Genomic DNA, 15,033 nt, shown 5'->3' with positions numbered 1-15,033 from the left:
CGCCCGGCACGCGGCACCCGCCCTCGACGGCGCGCGCTCGCTGCAGGAGTCGCGCGCGGCGCAGGCCGCGCTGCTCGGCGCGAGCGAGGAGGAGCGCCGGCGGCTCCGCCGCGAGCTCCACGACGACCTCGGGCCGGCGCTCTCCGGCCTCGCGCTCGGGGCGGCCGCGATCTCGCGGCGGGCCGAGAAGGTGGATGCCGACCTCGCCGAGTCGGCGCGGGAGCTGCAGCGCGACATCAGCGAGACGGTCGCCCGATCCCGCGAGATCTCGCACGGGCTCCGCCCGCCGGTGCTCGACGACTTCGGGCTCGAGGCCGCGATCCGCGAACGGCTCGGACCGGGCGACGACGTCGACCTCGCGGTGGGGGAGCTCGCCGAGCTGCCGGCCGCGGTCGACCTCGCGGCCTTGCGCATCGTGCAGGAGGCCGTGACGAACGTGCGGCGGCACGCACGGGCATCCACGTGCCGGGTGGAGGTCGCGCGGAACGGGGGCGAGCTGGAGATCGTGATCGCCGACGACGGGGTCGGCATGCCGAGCGTCGTGACGCCGGGGCTCGGGCTGCGCTCGATCCGTGAACGCGCGGCCGAGCTCGGCGGACGCGTGCGCCTCACCCGACCGCCGGGCGGCGGCACGCTCGTGCGCGTCGAACTGCCGCTGGCCCCGGCTTCCCAGTCGCCGGCATCCCGCGAGGGAGCGAACGTCGCGAGCGAGGTCGCCCGATGACCCGCGCGGTCGTGGTCGACGACCACCCGGTGTTCCGCAAGGGGCTCGCCGCGCTGCTGCGAGCGAGCGAGGTCGACGTGGTGGGGGAGGCCGGCTCGGGGCTCGAGGCGCTCGCGGTCGTCGCCGAGACGCAGCCCGACGTCGTGCTCATGGACGTCTCGATGCCCGATCTCGACGGCATCGCCGCGACCGAGCAGCTGACGGCGCGGCATCCGGACGTGCGGGTCGTCGTCATCACGCAGCTCGAAGACGAGTCGACGGTGTCGAGGATGCTCCGCGCGGGCGCCTCCGCGTACGTGACGAAGCAGTCCTCGCCGGAGCAGATCCTCGCCGCGGTGGCCGCGGCCGCCGGCGGCGCCCTGTGGCTCGGACCCGGCGTGCCCCGGCCCCTCGGCGGCGGCGGCGCGCCGTCCGCTCCGACGATCCCGCCGCCGCTCTCCGGCCTCACGGCCCGCGAGTCCTCGATCGCCGACCTCGTCGGCCGCGGCCTCACGAACCCGGTGATCTCCGAGCGCCTCGGCCTCTCGACGAAGACGGTCGCGAACTACGTCTCGATCATCATGCTGAAGGTCGGCGCGGCCGACCGCCAGGAGCTCGCGCGCACGATCCGCTCGCTGCGGGGGTAGCGGCGCCGCAGGTCAGGTGACGTGCCCCAGCTTCGCCGGGTTGCCGATGCCGTGGATGACCGTGATGCGGTCATCCGCATACTCGAGCGCGAGCACCGAGATGACGCGGCCGCGGCGGCGCACGACGATGCCGGGCTCCGCGTTGACCGCCGCGACTTCGAAGGTGAAGCCGGGCCCGCCGACCGTCGCGAGGAACTGGCGGGCGATGCGCTCCGCGCCGACGACGACCTCGGTCGGGGCGTCGGGGAAGGCGCCGCCGGAGTCGAAGTGCCCCCGGGCATCCGCCGCGAGCGCCGCGACGAGCCCCTCGAGGTCGCCCTCGGTAGCGGCGGCCGCGAACCGCTCCGACAGCCGCCGTGCCGCAGCCGGATCGACGGCGAAGCGCGCCGAGCCCTGCGCGGCGATGCGCTTGCGTGCCCGCGAGGCCGACTGCCGGGCCGCCCCCGGGTTGACGCCGAGCACGTCGGCGACGCGCTCGAAGTCGAGGTCGAAGACGTCGTGCAGCAGGAACGCCGTGCGCTCGGCGGGGCTGAGTTGTTCGAGCACGACGAGCAGTGCCATGCGCACCGAGTCGTCGAGGGTGACGCGGTCCTCGGGCAGGGTGCGCTCGTCGGCGACGATCGGCTCTGGCAGCCACGGGCCGACGTAGGCGCGGCGGGAGTGCTCGTGCGCTCGTAGCCGGTCGATCGCGAGTCGGGAGGCGACGGTGATGAGCCACGCGCGCGGTTCGTCGAGGGGTGCTGCATCGGCGTCGGCCTCTCGGGCGAGCAGGCGCAGGTACGTCTCCTGCGTGACATCCTCGGCATCGGCGACCGAGCCGAGCACCCGGTAGGCGACGTCGCGGACGACGCCGCGATGGGCATCCCAGAGCTCGGCGAAGTCGGACATGACAGGAAGACGATCCACCCGCCCCGGATGTGACGCAAGCGCCGGATGCCCGCCCGGCTGTCGCACTCGCGGCGGCGCGGTCACATTCGCGACCGCTCAGCCGTCCCAGTTGCATGACCCAGACGAAGCAGCCCTCCGGTCCGCCCCGCGGCCTCGTGAACGCGACCGCCCCCGTCGCCCGCGCCCTGGCCGGCCGGCGATGGATGCCGCTGTGGGCGGTCATCCGCCACCACGGCCGCAAGAGCGGCACCGCCTACGAGACCCCGATCGCGGTCGTGCCGACGACGGACCGCTCGATCGTGATGATCGGCCTGCCGTGGGGCACGGGCACGAACTGGGCGCGCAACGTGCTGGCTGCCGACGGCGCGACGCTCCACTGGAAGGGCCGCGACGTCGCCCTCACCCACCCGCGCGTCATCGACGCCGCGGAGGCGAAGCGGCTCGCCCGCGGCCCGGTGCGCGCGCTGATCGGCCGGTTCCCGGCGGCGCTCGTGCTGGAGCGGTGAGGCTGGCTGCCTGTCGTTCTCTCGTGCAGCGTCAGTCGGCGGCCGGCACGGGGTGCGGCACCACGCCCAGCCGTTCTCCGCGTCGCCCGCGATGAGGTCGACTCGCTCGCCCGCGGCGGCGGGGGAGTTCCGTCGTGTCGTAGGCCACGCGCACGATGCATACGCCGCGAACCCGGACAAGCTGGGGCGGGCCGGACGGAAAGCGAATCTCGCTTGTAGTGCCCGGCAACTCCAGCCGCACCAGCTAGCGGATCTAGCGATGGAATCGCTTAAGGACGCTCGCAATCGCCTTACCGTCAGCGGCAATTTCTGTATCATCACCACTGCGAATGTATATGTCGGCGCCGACGTACGAGACTTCGGTCTGCTTTGGGACGGAAACTACGATAATTCCAAGCCCAAAATAGTCATGATAGCTAAGCTTGCTTAGTACATCCTCACGAAGGGGGCTGCTCAGTTCGGAATTCTTGATGGCGCTCTTCCATCTTGCGAAGTAGATTTCGGTCGATTCATTAAGTGCAGTCGCTTCGCGCCTAACGCCGACCACAGAACGCTTCCCTACCAGCCGGGGTGTGACCGCGTCGAGTTCGATAATCCGCCGGACGTCAGCTGCCTTGTCAGCAACGCCGATGATCACGGTCCCGTCAATCTGCGGGCCATTATTGGCTATGGCGCAAATGGTGTGGATCACTTTATCAAATACGTTCTCGTCGATGGATCTGTCGTTGCTGAGGCGGAGGATGCCTTGCTTGAGTTCGTAGGATGAGTGCTCGATCTCCGAGCGACGAATTGTGCTATCAATGTCGGTTACGGAATGGTTCGAGTAGACTTCTTTTAGGCTACTAGTGACGACGTGAGAACTGAGGAGGCCCTTAACGGCATCAACGTTCTTTCGTCGCTCTTCAGGGCTTGTTGATCCGCGCCCGGTATCGATTCGTCCATCCAGCTTTGTGATTGCAGTCTTGACGCCGGCATAGTTTGAGATCTTATTCTTTCCACCGATTAGAACCTCGTGGAACGCGATCACAATAGTAGCAAAGAGGGCGGCGAATGCGTTGTTGGTCTTTTTTGAGAAGACGATGCTTCGCAACTTCTTGTGCGTCCCGGCATGCGTGACCTTGAGTATCTCGTCAATGCAGTACTTGATCTCGTCGGAGATCGCGTCAGTGCCATACGTTTCCAGTGCTGCAGTCAGTCTCGCGTTTTCTGGGTCACCTGACTGGTATACGGCGTCAAGCGCCTCTTTGGACCTCGGAATTAGCTTTCCTCCGGCAACGCACGCGAGGATATCCGCAATGCACTGCTCGTCCATGCTGTCGCGAAGATCGGTGGAGCGCAGAATGCCTTCAGCGACCCAGAATACCTCGTCGGCACGAACCTGGTACCCGTGCTTTGTCTTAGGGAGGTCAATGCTGATTGACGGCATTGCGCTGAGGTCGAGCATGTCGCTCGACTCGTCTCCGCGTAGCGAGCATCCAAGGGTTCGTACTGTCTCGGATAGCGCATCTTGGACGCCGGCTTGTCGACGCTCCTGGTCGCTAAGCTGGTGTCCGTACGTATTGATTCGACCGAACACGTCATCAATTTCGTCTTCGGTGGCCCCGCGCATTACTGATACCGCGAGAGTATAGTCAAGAAAGGTGCTTACCTCTCTAGGGGCAATCGTGTCGCTGGTCTCTGAAATGGCGAAGCCTCCGCCGTTTGCCCTGTCGTTTGCAGTCGGGAAAGCGGCCACGTCGAAACGTCGGCCATCCAGGGTGTTGAACCCGGTCTCAATGAAAGACATAAGCGTGTAAAGGCGTTGGAGTCCATCAATAATCTCGTAACCACCTTCTGGCCGCTCGGCCAGGAGTACCGCGGGAACGGGATAGCGCTTGAGGATCGACTCGACGAGACGCTGCTTTTCCTCTAGCGTCCATACGAGCTTTCGCTGATAACGTCGATTGACTGTTAGTTTGCCTTCGTTGTACCAGCCATATAGAGACTGAATAGACTTTGGCTGCGAGTCGAGTTCGGCCATCGATTGTGCTCCTGAACCGTGGGTGTCGAAGCCCCGCAAGTTCTGCGGGCCTCGTGGGGCGGTTGGTCAAGCTAAAACGGCGTAGCTTGGGGTCGCCAGTTTAAGGAGCCTATCGATTCTTCGGGTGCTGAATGTTCCACTTTTCAGTGGGCTTCAAGTGATTCGTGGCCCCAGTACGTGGGCTTGCGGTGCCCGCAGGGCACGCCGAGGGAATACGGGTCTGCCTCCCCGGGTTGAACCTGAGCGTACCTAACTCAAGTCTCGATCAGGAGGCAGCTCAGTGCCCGAAGACTTCACCAACGAGAGCGGCCAGCAGGGCTCGTTCGACGAGTTCCTCGCCCGCTACCTCGACGGCGAGCGTGCCCGGCAGACGCGGTCCATCGACCTCAGCCGGTTCCTCACCCAGCGCACCCAGCGCGTCCTGCAGCAGGCAGGCGCGTTCGCGCTCGAGCGCGGTCAGACCGAGCTCGACGCGCTCCACATCCTTCGCGTGATCGTCGACGACGAGACCGTGCAGCAGGCCATCCGCGGCATCGGCGCAGACCCGGAGCGCATCCGCCGCGGAGCGGAGTCGCGTCTGCCCGAGGCATCCACGACCTCGGCGGACGTCAACTCGGCCACCATCACCCCGAGCGCTTCGCGCTCCCTGTTCCACGCCTACCAGGTGGCCCGCTCGTCCGGCGCGACCTACATCGACCCCGAGCACGTCTTCTTCGCGCTCGTGCTCGGCCAGGATGCTCCTGCCGGGCGCGTGCTCGCGGAGGCCGGTGTGACGGCCGATGCGTTGGTGCAGGCCGTGCGTGAGGGGAACGACGGGTCTCGATACGGCGCTGGCGCGCCTACTCGACCGGCGGATGGTGAGGACGGCGAGCCCGAGTCGAGCACTCCGATGCTCGACAAGTTCGGCACCGACCTCACCGCCCTCGCGGAGGCCGGCGAACTCGACCCCGTGATCGGCCGTGCCGACGAGATCGAGCAGACCATCGAGATCCTCTCGCGCCGCACGAAGAACAACCCCGTGCTCATCGGCGAGGCCGGCGTCGGCAAGACCGCCATCGTCGAGGGCCTCGCCCAGGCGATCGTGGCCGACCAGGTGCCCGAGCAGTTGCACGGCAAGCGCGTCATCGCGCTCGACCTGCCCGGCATGCTCGCCGGCACCCGGTACCGCGGCGACTTCGAGGAGCGTCTCACCAAGACCATGGACGAGATCTCCGCTCAGCAGGGCGAGCTCATCGTCTTCGTCGACGAGGTGCACACCGTCGTCGGTGCGGGCGGCGGCGGTGACGGCGGCGGCATGGATGCGGGAAACATCCTGAAGCCCCGTCTCGCCCGCGGCGAGCTCCACCTGGTCGGCGCCACCACGCTCAGCGAGTATCGCCGCATCGAGAAGGACCCGGCCCTCGAGCGCCGGTTCCAGCCGGTGCGCGTCGGCGAGCCCTCCATCGAGGACGCCGTCGCGATCCTCTCCGGCCTCCGCCCCGCTTACGAGGAGCACCACCGCGTGCACTTCACCGACGAGGCCATCCGCGCCGCCGTCGAGCTGTCCGCCCGGTACCTCACCGACCGCGTGCTGCCCGACAAGGCCATCGACCTCATCGACCAGGCCGGTGCACGGCTGCGTCTGCGCCTCGGCGTCGCGGTCGACATCAGCGGACTGCAGAGCCGGCTCGCCGAGCTGGAGGCTGACAAGAACGCCGCCGTGAGCGCCGAGCACTACGAGGAGGCGTCGCGGATCCGCGATGAGGTCGCGAAGGTGCAGGCGAAGCTGGCTGAGGCGACGGGTCTCGAGACGGTCGCTGGCGCTCGCTACTCGACCAACGGGAAGGAAGCCGTCGTCGACGAGGCGCAGATCGCCGCGGTGGTCTCGCGCGCGACGGGCATCCCCGTCAACCGCCTCACCGAGACGGAGCGCGAGCGCCTCGGCACCCTCGAAGCCGAGCTGCACGGGCGCGTCGTCGGCCAGGACGACGCGGTCGCCGCCGTCGCCAAGGCCGTGCGCCGCAACCGCACCGGCATGGGTGACAGTCGCCGCCCGGTCGGCTCGTTCCTCTTCCTCGGCCCGACCGGCGTCGGCAAGACCGAGCTCGCGAAGGCCCTCGCGGGGTCGCTGTTCGACGACGACGGAGCGGTCATCCGCTTCGACATGTCGGAGTTCGGCGAGCGCCACACCGTGTCCCGACTGGTCGGCGCCCCTCCCGGGTACGTCGGCTACGACGAGGCCGGCCAGCTCACCGAGCGCGTGCGGCGCAACCCGTACTCGATCGTGCTGTTCGACGAGATCGAGAAGGCCCACCCGGATGTCTTCAACCTGCTGCTGCAGGTGCTCGACGACGGACGCCTCACCGACGGCCAGGGCCGCACGGTCGACTTCCGCAACACGGTGGTCATCATGACCTCGAACCTCGGTTCGGAGTTCCTGGCCTCGCGTTCCGGCGCGATGGGCTTCGTGCAGGATGCCTCGCGCGGCGCCCTGCCGGACGACGTCCGCGCACGGGTCATGGGCAAGCTCCGCGAGTCCATGCGCCCCGAGTTCCTGAACCGCATCGACGAGATCGTGCTGTTCCAGAAGCTCGAGCGCGTCGAGCTCGCCGAGATCGTGCGACTGCTGCTGGGGGCGACCTCGCGTCGCCTGGATGCCCGTGAGATCGCCTTCGCGGCGACCGACGCGGCCGTTGAGTGGATCGCCGAGCACGGCTACGAGCCCGAGTTCGGTGCGCGGCCGCTGCGCCGCCTCATCCAGCGCGAGGTGGATGACCGCATCGCCGAGCTCTTCGTCAGCGGCGAGCTCGCCGACGGCGGCAGCGTGACGGTCGACGCCCAGGGCGGCATGCTCCTGGTGACGGCCGACCGGCCCGCCTTCGCGGCAGCCGCGTAACCGGCAGTTTCGCAGCACGAACGCCCGGTCCCTTCCGAGGAGCCGGGCGTTCGTCGGTCGCGGAACTCGTCGGTCGAGTAGGCGCGCAGCCTTCGTTGGTCGAGTAGGCGCGGAGCGCCGTATCGAGACCTGGTGACGGGGGTCTCGATACGCGACTCCGTCGCTACTCGACCGGCGTTCGTGGGTCGAGTAGGCGCGGAGCGCCGTATCGAGACCAGCGTGCGGGGGTCTCGATACGCTCCTTCGTCGCTACTCGACCGGCGTTCGTGGGTCGAGTAGGCGCGCAGCGCCGTATCGAGACCAGCGTGCGGGGGTCTCGATACGCTCCTTCTTCGCTACTCGACCGGCGGCGGGTCGCTACTCGACCAGCGTGGCCGGGGCGAGGCGCGCGATGTCGTCGGCCACGAGGTCGGCGTTCAGCGCGCCGGCCATGAGCGAGCCGAGGCCGAGCGAGACCGACACGTTCGCCCGCACGTTCACGACGTTGCCCACCGCCCAGACGCCCGGCACCGAGGTGCGGCCGTCCGCGTCGACGTCGACCCAGGAGCCGAGTTCGCTCTCGGTCGTCGCCGCGCCGAGGGCGCGCAGCAGTTCGTCGCGCGGGCGCATCGTCGGACCGGTGAAGACGACGCCGACGTCGACCGCGTTCCCGCCGACCTCGACGCCGGTCAGATCGCCGTCCTCGATGCGCAGCGCGGAGACCGGGCCGGTCACGACGCGGATGCCGCGGCGTTCGAGCCGTTCGAGCTCGACCTCGGATGCCTCCCCGACGACGTTCTCGAAGTAGACGACGCGGTGCGACCACTGCCGCAGCAGCTGCGCCTGGTGGACGCTCTGCGGCGACGTCGCGACGATGCCGACGACGTCGTCGCGGTGCTCCCAACCGTCGCAGTACGGGCAGACGACGACGCCCCGTCCCCACTGCTCCTGGAAGCCCGGGATGTCGGGCAGTGCGTCCTCGAGCCCGGTGGCGACGAGGAGCCGGCGCGTACGGATCATGCCGGCCGCGGTCTGCACCTCGATGAGTCCGTCGGCCTCGACGCTCGCCGAGCGCACCGCTTCGCGGAGGAAGCGCACACCGTATCCCGCCGCCTCGGCGCGGCCGCGCTCGAGCAGCACGAGGGGCGACAGCCCGTCGTGGCCGAGCACGCCGTGCATGTGGGCGGCCGTGCGGTTGCGCGGCTCGGCGGAGTCGATGACGACGACCCGGCGGCGGGCGCGGCCGAGCGAGAGCGCGGCGCTGAGACCCGCGGGGCCGCCGCCCACGATCACCACATCGGCGTCGCCGCCGGCATCCGACGGCGTCCGTTCATCCACGCGGTCTCGCAGTTCCTCGTTCATACGTCCATGCTCGCCTCGGCCGTCTGGATCGGCAAGAATAGTTGCTGGAACAGCAACGAGCGAGCGAACGGGGTCAACCGCATGGAGCAGCGCGACGAACTGGCCGGCATCGGCGAACGGCTGCGGGCGATCCGCGAGTCCCGCGGCCTGACCCTGCGGGCGGTCAGCGAAGCCAGCGGCATCTCGACGAGCACGCTCTCGCGCCTCGAGTCCGGTGCCCGCCGTGCGCAGCTCGACCTGCTCCTGCCCCTCGCGCGGCTCTACCGGCTGCCGCTCGACGACCTCGTCGGCGCCCCGCCGCTCGGCGACCCGCGCATCCACCCGAGACCGCGAGTGCGGGGCGGCGTCGTCACGGTGCCGTTGTCGGGCGGAACCGGCTCGTGGGAGGCGTTCAAGCAGGTGCTTCCGCCGACGCCGGACACCCCGATCCGGCAGTACGTGCACCCCGGCTGGGACTGGATCTACGTGATCTCGGGGCGCATGCGCCTGCTGCTCGCCGACGACGACCTCATCGTCGAAGCCGGCGAGGCGGCCGAGTTCGACACCCGGGTGCCGCACGGCTTCCACAACCCCGGCCCCGACGTGCTCGAGGTGCTCTGCCTCTTCAACCCCCAGGGCGCGAAGGTGCACACCCGCGCGTCGGCGTGAGCCGCGGCCGGGCATCCCGGTACCCCGCGAGGGGGCCGGGCGCTCTGCGTCCCAACGGGGTGTCCGTCGTGCGGGATATACTCACCGGATACGGCGGATATCCCGCCGGGATATGGAGTCACCGTGATCCGCACGACGGTCTTCAAGAACAACCGAACCCAGGCCGTACGGCTGCCGAAGGACGTGGCGTTCGGCGACGACGTGAAGGCGGTCGACATCCTGGTCGTCGGCGACGCCCGCGTGGTCACGCCGGCGGGCGGCGCCGTCGACTACTGGTTCGATCACGCGCCGCTCGCCCCCGACGATTTCCTGACCGAGCGCGATCAGGGCGTCGCCGAGGAGCGTGGCTGGGCGTGAGCGTCGAGTACCTGCTCGACACGAACATCGTGATCTTCGCCCTCCGCAACCGCACCCCGGTGTTGCGCGAACGCATGCACCGCGTCAGCGGCTTCGCCGCAGTCTCGACGATCACGGTCGCCGAACTCCACGAGGGCGTCTGGCGCTCCGCCGACCCGACCCAGGCCCGCGCCGCGGTCGACGGGCTCCTCGCCCTCGTCGACGTGCTCGACTTCGACCAGGCCGCCGCCGCGCATGCGGGCGGCATCCGCGCCGCACTGCGCACCGCCGGCACCCCGATCGGTCCCTTCGACACCTTGCTCGCCGGGCACGCCAGATCGGCGGGGCTCACCATGGTGACGAACAACGTCCGCGAGTTCGCACGAGTCGACGGCCTGCGCGTCGAGGACTGGAGCGAGCCGGCGACGTAGCCGTCATCCAGGTGCGGCGGCGCGGGCACCGCCCTACCCTGTGCGCATGCCGCCGACCGCCGCGCCGCCCGAGCCGCCGTCGACGACGACGGGGGAGCGGGGCATCCGGCTCGGCCCGATCGCCTGGGGGCCCGTCGGGCTCGCGATGGCGGTGCTCGGCGTGCTGCTCGCCGCGACGAGCAACGCCTACGGGTACCACCGCGACGAGCTGTACTACCGCATGCTCGAACCGGCCTGGGGCTACGTCGACCAGCCGCCGCTCACCCCGCTCCTCGCGCACTGGCTCGCCGGCATCGTCGACGAACCGTGGATGCTCCGGATCCCGGCCATGCTCGCCGGCGTCGCGACCGTGCTCGTCGTCGCCCTCATCGCCCGCGAGGCCGGCGGCGGCCGGCGCGCGCAGACCCTCGCCGCGTGGGCGGCCGCCGGCGCCGGCTTCCCGCTCGTGTTCGGCCACGCGTTCCTGTCGTCCTCGATCGACCTGCTCGTCTGGCCGCTCGTCGCGCTCGCCGCGATGCGCGCCGTGCTGCGCAGCCGTCCCCGCTGGTGGCTCGTCGTCGGCGCGGTCGCGGGGCTCGCCAGCTCCAACAAGCTGCTCGTCGCCCTGCTGCTCGTCGGCATCGGCCTCGGGCTCCTGCTCTTCGGCCCGCGGCGGGAACTCCGCTCGCCGTGGCTCTGGGCGGGCGTCGGCATCGCGCTGCTGCTCGCCCTGCCCAACGTGCTCTACCAGGCGACCAACGAGTGGCCGCAGTTGCGCATGGGCGCGGCGCTCGAGGCCGACGGCGGAGGCGAGGCCCGCATCCTGATGTGGCCGTTCCTGCTGCTCATGATCGGCCCGCTGCTCGTGCCCGTGTGGATCGCCGGACTCGTCGCGCCCTTCCGCCGGCCGGAGCTGCGAGGCATCCGCTTCGTCGCCGTCGTCTTCGCGGTGATGCTCGTGTTCACGTTCGCCGGCGGCGCCCAGCCGCACTACCCGGTCGGCAGCCTCGTCATCCTGCTCGGGGTCGGGTGCGTGCCGACCGAGGCGTGGATGCGCACCCGGCCGCGCGCCGCGTTCGTCTGGGCGGCCGTCGCGCTCAACGGGATCGTCTCCGCCTGCATCGCGCTCCCGCTCGTGCCGGCGACGGTGCTCGGCACGACGCCGATCCCCGCGGTCAACCAGGTCGCGGCCGACTCCGTCGGTTGGCCCGCCTACGTCGCGCAGATCGCGGCGGCCGTCGAGGATGCCCCGGACGACGTCGTCGTCGTGACCGCCAACTACGGCGAGGCGGGCGCCGTCGCCCGCTACGGCCCCGACTTCGGCATCGACGACGCGGTATACAGCGGACACAACGAACTGTGGTTCGCGGCCCGGCCGCCGGATGACGCGACCTCCGCCGTGTTCGTCGGCGGCATCGGCCCGATCATCCGCGGGTCGTTCGAGACCTGCACCGAGGTCGACCGGCTCGACGACGGCGTCGACGTCGACAACGAGGAGCAGGGGCTGCCGATCACGGTCTGCACCGGGATGACGACGACCTGGGCCGAGCTCTGGCCGAAGCTGGCGCACCTCAGCTGAGGCGAGGGGCGGCACCCGGCGAACGGACGTGCGGTCCGTCCGCCGGGCGGCCGATCAGCTGATCCAGCCCGTCCAGCCGGGCACCGTGAGGTCGACCCAGACGAGCCGGTGGTCGCTCGTCACGTTGTACGGCATGAGCCGGGCGAGCGGGTCGGACTGCGTCACCCAGAAGACCCCGGCCCCCTGCACCTTGAGCAGCACCTTCGAGGGCAGCACGTAGTCGGCCCGGAGGTTGCCGGGCGCGTTGTCGGTGAAGTCGGCGGTGTCGTACTTCGGGTCGCCGAGGTGCGTGAGGTTCGCGCCGCCCTGCAGCACGGCCGCCTCGGGAGCGCCTGCCGACGTGGGCTTCGGGTCGATCAGCCGCGGGTGGCCGAGGAGCTGGTCGATCGCGTCGGCGGTCGAGTCGCCGTCGACCGGGTCGGCGTTCTGGTCGCCGAGGATGACGAACGGCTCGGTGAGCCCGATACCGCCGCGCTTGCCGGCGTCATCCACGATGTAGCGGCTCTTGAAGGGGCTGATGTAGTCGGCCCAGAAGCGGATCTCATCGTGGTTGCGCGTGCCGTTGCGGTCCTCCGCGCCGTCGAACGTCGGCGGGGTCGGGTGCGAGGCGAGCACGTGCACGCTCGAGCGGCCGACCTGGATCGGCACGTCCCAGTGCGACTTGCTGGAGAGCCGCACGACCGCGAGCTCCTCCGGGGTGAACCAGTCGTTCGGCGCCGCCGTGGCCGGGTCGTCGGGCAGCAGAGCGCCCGGCATGTCCTTCCAGAGGAAGTTCTGGAAGGTGCGCACGTCGTCGGTGTCGATCGGGAACTTCGAGAGCACCGCCATGCCGTACTGGCCCGGGAAGAGGCCGAAGCCGAACGCGTCGTCCGGGTCGCCGGCGGTCACCCCGTCGTTGTCGAGATCGAAGCCGCTCTGGATGCCCGTGTTCGACGGGGCCGTGAACGCGTAGGGGTACTCGACCGGCGCGGCGCCGTTCTGCGAGACCTCGAGGTAGTTGTCGCGGAAGAGGTCGGCGGCGACGCCGCCCTCCACGTAGTCGAACTCGTTGAGCAGGATGACGTCGGCGTCGGCACGCTGGATGACCTCGGCGACGGCTTTCGCCTGCGCGTTCGTGCCGGAGGTCAGATCGGCGACGAGCTGCCCCTCGGTCGCCCGGTTGAGCGAGAGGTTGTAGGTGGCCACGCGCAGCTCGGTGCTGCGGGGTTTCGAGATGCCGCCCTGGGCGGGTGCGGCCGCGGCCGGCAGCGCGCCGACCGAGAGGGCCGCCGCCGTGCCGACGGCGAGGGCGGACAGGAGGAGGGAGGATCGGGATCGCCGGTGCATGCGTGCTCCTTCGCGGGATGGTTCCGGACAGTGGCCCCCAAACTAGGGGTACTCGATGTCGTCCGGAAGAACCCGCGATGACGGGATTCCTCCGCAGCGGGTGCGCCGTAGGATCGGGCGGGTGCCCCGACCCGACCCCCAGCAGCCTCGCCGCGCCGACCAGGACCTCGGGACCGTCCGCTACGGCCGCATCCGGCCGACGTTCGTGCTCGCCTGCTGCCGCGTGCTCGAGGCGCCCGCCGTCGGCTGGGTCATCGGAGCGGTGCTCGCGCTCACCGTGACGATCGCCGTCGGCATCCTCGGCGAGGAGGTCTTCGCCGCCGAGCTCTGGCGCTCCGGCCTCGAGACCGAGCACCTCTGGCGAGGCAGCGCGGGCGGGATGCTCGCGGGCGTCCTCGGAGCCGTGCTCGCACTGATCCTCGGCGTCATCGGCACCGCGCTCGCCGCACCGCGCGCCCTCGAACGGCATGCGCGAGAGCGCCCCGGCATCGTGCCCGTCGACGCCGACCTCGATCTCGTGCGGAGGTTCCCCCGGTTCGGGTTGCGAATGCTCGCCTGGACCATGATCGGCGTCGCCGGACTCGTCCTCCTCACCACCGTGACGCTGCCCGAGCACTGGGACGAACCGGGCATGCAGCTGACGACGGCCATCGCCGCCGCCGTGGCCGTGCTCGGCGGCGGGCTGCTGCTGCTGCGCAGCTGGGAACCCCGACGGCTGGCGCGGATGCAACCGCTGCTCGACCGATGGGCCGAGCTCGCGCCCGAGGCCGACGCCGAGCGCCGCCGTGCGCGCGCCCGCGCGATCGCCTACGACGGGCCCGATCTGCCCGGGCGAGCGGCTGGTCGGATGCTCGGGATGCTCGCCCGAACCGGTCGCTTCGGCCTCATCGCCGGCGCGGTCGTGTTCTTCATCGGCGTCGTCCTGCGCCAGCCCGGTCGCAACGCGTCCCGGCAGTCCTACGGACCGACGATCGAATCCGTCATCGACGCCGCCGTGCTCGTGGGCACGGTGCTCGCGGCGGCCGGTCTCGTCGTCTGGCTGATCCCGCTGGCGGCCCGCTTCGTCATCCAGGTGCGCCGGGAGCTCGCGGTGCGTCGGGTGCTCGCCGACGGTCGCCCGCGGCGCCTGCGCATCGAGCGGGTGCCGAGCGCGCTCGGGCTGCACCGCCTCGAGTGGCGGCTCGTCGTGATCCTCTCGGCGATCGCCCCGGTCGCGTTCGGCCTCGGCCTGAGCGCGGTATTCGCCGCAGCGCCGGCGCCGGCCGTCGTGCTGCTCGTGATCGCCGCGGCAACCGGCCCCGTGCTCGTACTCGTCCTCGCGTTCCGCGCGATGACGGGGACGGCCTCGGTCGACGAGCGCGACCGGATGCTCATCATCGTCGGCGAGCGGGATGCGGCGACCACGGCGCGGCGGGCGCGCAAGGCCGAACGGCGACGGCTCGCCGGCCGTCGATAGTCGGAAGCCGGCCCGAGGTCGGGCGCGGTCAGTGGTGGTGCCCGCTCTCCACGGCGCGCACGCCGGCCTCCGTCGCCGCGAGCGCCGGGACGGCCACGCCCGTGACGAGCACCGCGCCGAGCAGCAGTCCCGTGAGGGCGACGCCCTCCAGGCGCGGACGCCGTGCGGCATCCCGGCCCGCTGCACGGCGCGAGCGCAGCCGGATGCCCGCCGCGACGGCGACCACGAGGGCGAGCGCCGACGCGGCCAGCAGGGGGAGCGCGGCGACCCCGGCGAGGAGCAGCGCCGCCGGCGCGAC

General features: G+C 70.4%; 13 protein-coding genes and 1 pseudogene. 9 read left to right on the top strand and 5 right to left on the bottom strand.

Translation table 11 applies throughout. The annotated features are described in order from the left end of the window. A partial coding sequence (locus GB864_RS15865) for a sensor histidine kinase (RefSeq protein ID WP_160426672.1) occupies nt 1–724 on the top strand: 724 nt, incomplete at its 5' end. After that, on the top strand, nt 721–1,350 hold the full coding sequence (locus GB864_RS15860) for a response regulator transcription factor (RefSeq protein WP_160426671.1): 630 nt from the start codon (nt 721–723) through the stop codon (nt 1,348–1,350). The genes GB864_RS15865 and GB864_RS15860, both read left to right, overlap by 4 nt. Nucleotides 1,351–1,362: 12 nt before the next feature. Here GB864_RS15860 and sigJ read toward each other — a convergent pair whose 3' ends face one another. Next, a complete protein-coding gene (gene sigJ, locus GB864_RS15855; RefSeq protein ID WP_160426670.1) occupies nt 1,363–2,238 on the bottom strand; it encodes an RNA polymerase sigma factor SigJ in 876 nt (291 codons plus the stop codon). Between the two features lie 113 nt (nt 2,239–2,351). Here sigJ and GB864_RS15850 point away from each other — a divergent pair, with 113 nt between their 5' ends. Continuing rightward, on the top strand, nt 2,352–2,744 hold the full coding sequence (locus tag GB864_RS15850; protein WP_160426669.1) for a nitroreductase family deazaflavin-dependent oxidoreductase: 393 nt from the start codon (nt 2,352–2,354) through the stop codon (nt 2,742–2,744). A 253-nt stretch (nt 2,745–2,997) separates the two neighbouring features. Here GB864_RS15850 and GB864_RS15845 read toward each other — a convergent pair whose 3' ends face one another. After that, entirely contained in the window at nt 2,998–4,764 is a 1,767-nt protein-coding gene (locus tag GB864_RS15845) for a GmrSD restriction endonuclease domain-containing protein (RefSeq protein ID WP_160426668.1), read from the bottom strand. Between the two features lie 280 nt (nt 4,765–5,044). Here GB864_RS15845 and GB864_RS15840 point away from each other — a divergent pair, with 280 nt between their 5' ends. Then, nucleotides 5,045–7,639 carry an AAA family ATPase gene (locus GB864_RS15840; protein ID WP_160426667.1) on the top strand — a complete coding sequence of 865 codons (2,595 nt, stop codon included), beginning with the start codon at nt 5,045–5,047 and terminating at the stop codon, nt 7,637–7,639. Between the two features lie 357 nt (nt 7,640–7,996). Here the strand turns inward: GB864_RS15840 and GB864_RS15835 are convergent, their stop codons facing one another. Further along, nucleotides 7,997–8,980 carry an NAD(P)/FAD-dependent oxidoreductase gene (locus GB864_RS15835; RefSeq protein WP_160426666.1) on the bottom strand — a complete coding sequence of 328 codons (984 nt, stop codon included), beginning with the start codon at nt 8,978–8,980 and terminating at the stop codon, nt 7,997–7,999. 6 nt (nt 8,981–8,986) lie between these two features. Between GB864_RS15835 and GB864_RS15830 the strand changes: the two genes are divergently transcribed. The 4 genes from GB864_RS15830 (at nt 8,987) to GB864_RS15815 (ending at nt 11,953) form a co-directional block, all read left to right on the top strand. Further along, a complete protein-coding gene (locus GB864_RS15830; protein ID WP_236779184.1) occupies nt 8,987–9,628 on the top strand; it encodes a helix-turn-helix domain-containing protein in 642 nt (213 codons plus the stop codon). 123 nt (nt 9,629–9,751) lie between these two features. Next, entirely contained in the window at nt 9,752–9,985 is a 234-nt protein-coding gene (vapB, locus tag GB864_RS15825) for a type II toxin-antitoxin system VapB family antitoxin (RefSeq protein ID WP_160426665.1), read from the top strand. Then, nucleotides 9,982–10,395, top strand: a complete 414-nt coding sequence (locus tag GB864_RS15820; RefSeq protein ID WP_160426664.1) for a PIN domain-containing protein — start codon at nt 9,982–9,984, stop codon at nt 10,393–10,395. The genes vapB and GB864_RS15820 overlap by 4 nt, the downstream gene beginning before the upstream one ends. A 46-nt stretch (nt 10,396–10,441) precedes the next feature. Next, nucleotides 10,442–11,953: a glycosyltransferase family 39 protein gene (locus GB864_RS15815; RefSeq protein ID WP_202107294.1), complete on the top strand. Its 1,512-nt coding sequence runs from the start codon at nt 10,442–10,444 to the stop codon at nt 11,951–11,953. 54 nt (nt 11,954–12,007) lie between these two features. Here GB864_RS15815 and GB864_RS15810 read toward each other — a convergent pair whose 3' ends face one another. Next, nucleotides 12,008–13,279, bottom strand: coding sequence for an endonuclease/exonuclease/phosphatase family protein (locus GB864_RS15810; protein ID WP_160426663.1), 1,272 nt, complete (start codon nt 13,277–13,279; stop codon nt 12,008–12,010). A 121-nt stretch (nt 13,280–13,400) separates the two neighbouring features. On the opposite strand from GB864_RS15810, the gene GB864_RS15805 reads away from it, so the two are divergent. After that, complete coding sequence (locus GB864_RS15805) at nt 13,401–14,735, top strand: hypothetical protein (protein WP_160426662.1); 1,335 nt, start codon at nt 13,401–13,403, stop codon at nt 14,733–14,735. A 28-nt stretch (nt 14,736–14,763) separates the two neighbouring features. Here the strand turns inward: GB864_RS15805 and GB864_RS15800 are convergent. Further along, nucleotides 14,764–15,033, bottom strand: a pseudogene (locus GB864_RS15800) (hypothetical protein); the annotation flags it as partial.

This window comes from Agromyces seonyuensis, from assembly GCF_009789225.1.
Lineage (GTDB): Bacteria > Actinomycetota > Actinomycetes > Actinomycetales > Microbacteriaceae > Agromyces > Agromyces seonyuensis.
Note: the sequence above shows the minus strand (reverse complement) of the source record. Positions and strands in the feature narration are given on the sequence as shown.

Bases quoted from the DNA above. Each gene is read 5' to 3' on its own strand.
- GB864_RS15860 (WP_160426671.1), top strand. From the start codon at position 721: ATGACCCGCGCGGTCGTGGTCGACGACCACCCGGTGTTCCGCAAGGGG.
- sigJ (WP_160426670.1), bottom strand. From the start codon at position 2,238: ATGTCCGACTTCGCCGAGCTCTGGGATGCCCATCGCGGCGTCGTCCGC.
- GB864_RS15850 (WP_160426669.1), top strand. From the start codon at position 2,352: ATGACCCAGACGAAGCAGCCCTCCGGTCCGCCCCGCGGCCTCGTGAAC.
- GB864_RS15845 (WP_160426668.1), bottom strand. From the start codon at position 4,764: ATGGCCGAACTCGACTCGCAGCCAAAGTCTATTCAGTCTCTATATGGC.
- GB864_RS15835 (WP_160426666.1), bottom strand. From the start codon at position 8,980: ATGAACGAGGAACTGCGAGACCGCGTGGATGAACGGACGCCGTCGGAT.
- GB864_RS15830 (WP_236779184.1), top strand. From the start codon at position 8,987: ATGCTCGCCTCGGCCGTCTGGATCGGCAAGAATAGTTGCTGGAACAGC.
- GB864_RS15815 (WP_202107294.1), top strand. From the start codon at position 10,442: ATGCCGCCGACCGCCGCGCCGCCCGAGCCGCCGTCGACGACGACGGGG.
- GB864_RS15810 (WP_160426663.1), bottom strand. From the start codon at position 13,279: ATGCACCGGCGATCCCGATCCTCCCTCCTCCTGTCCGCCCTCGCCGTC.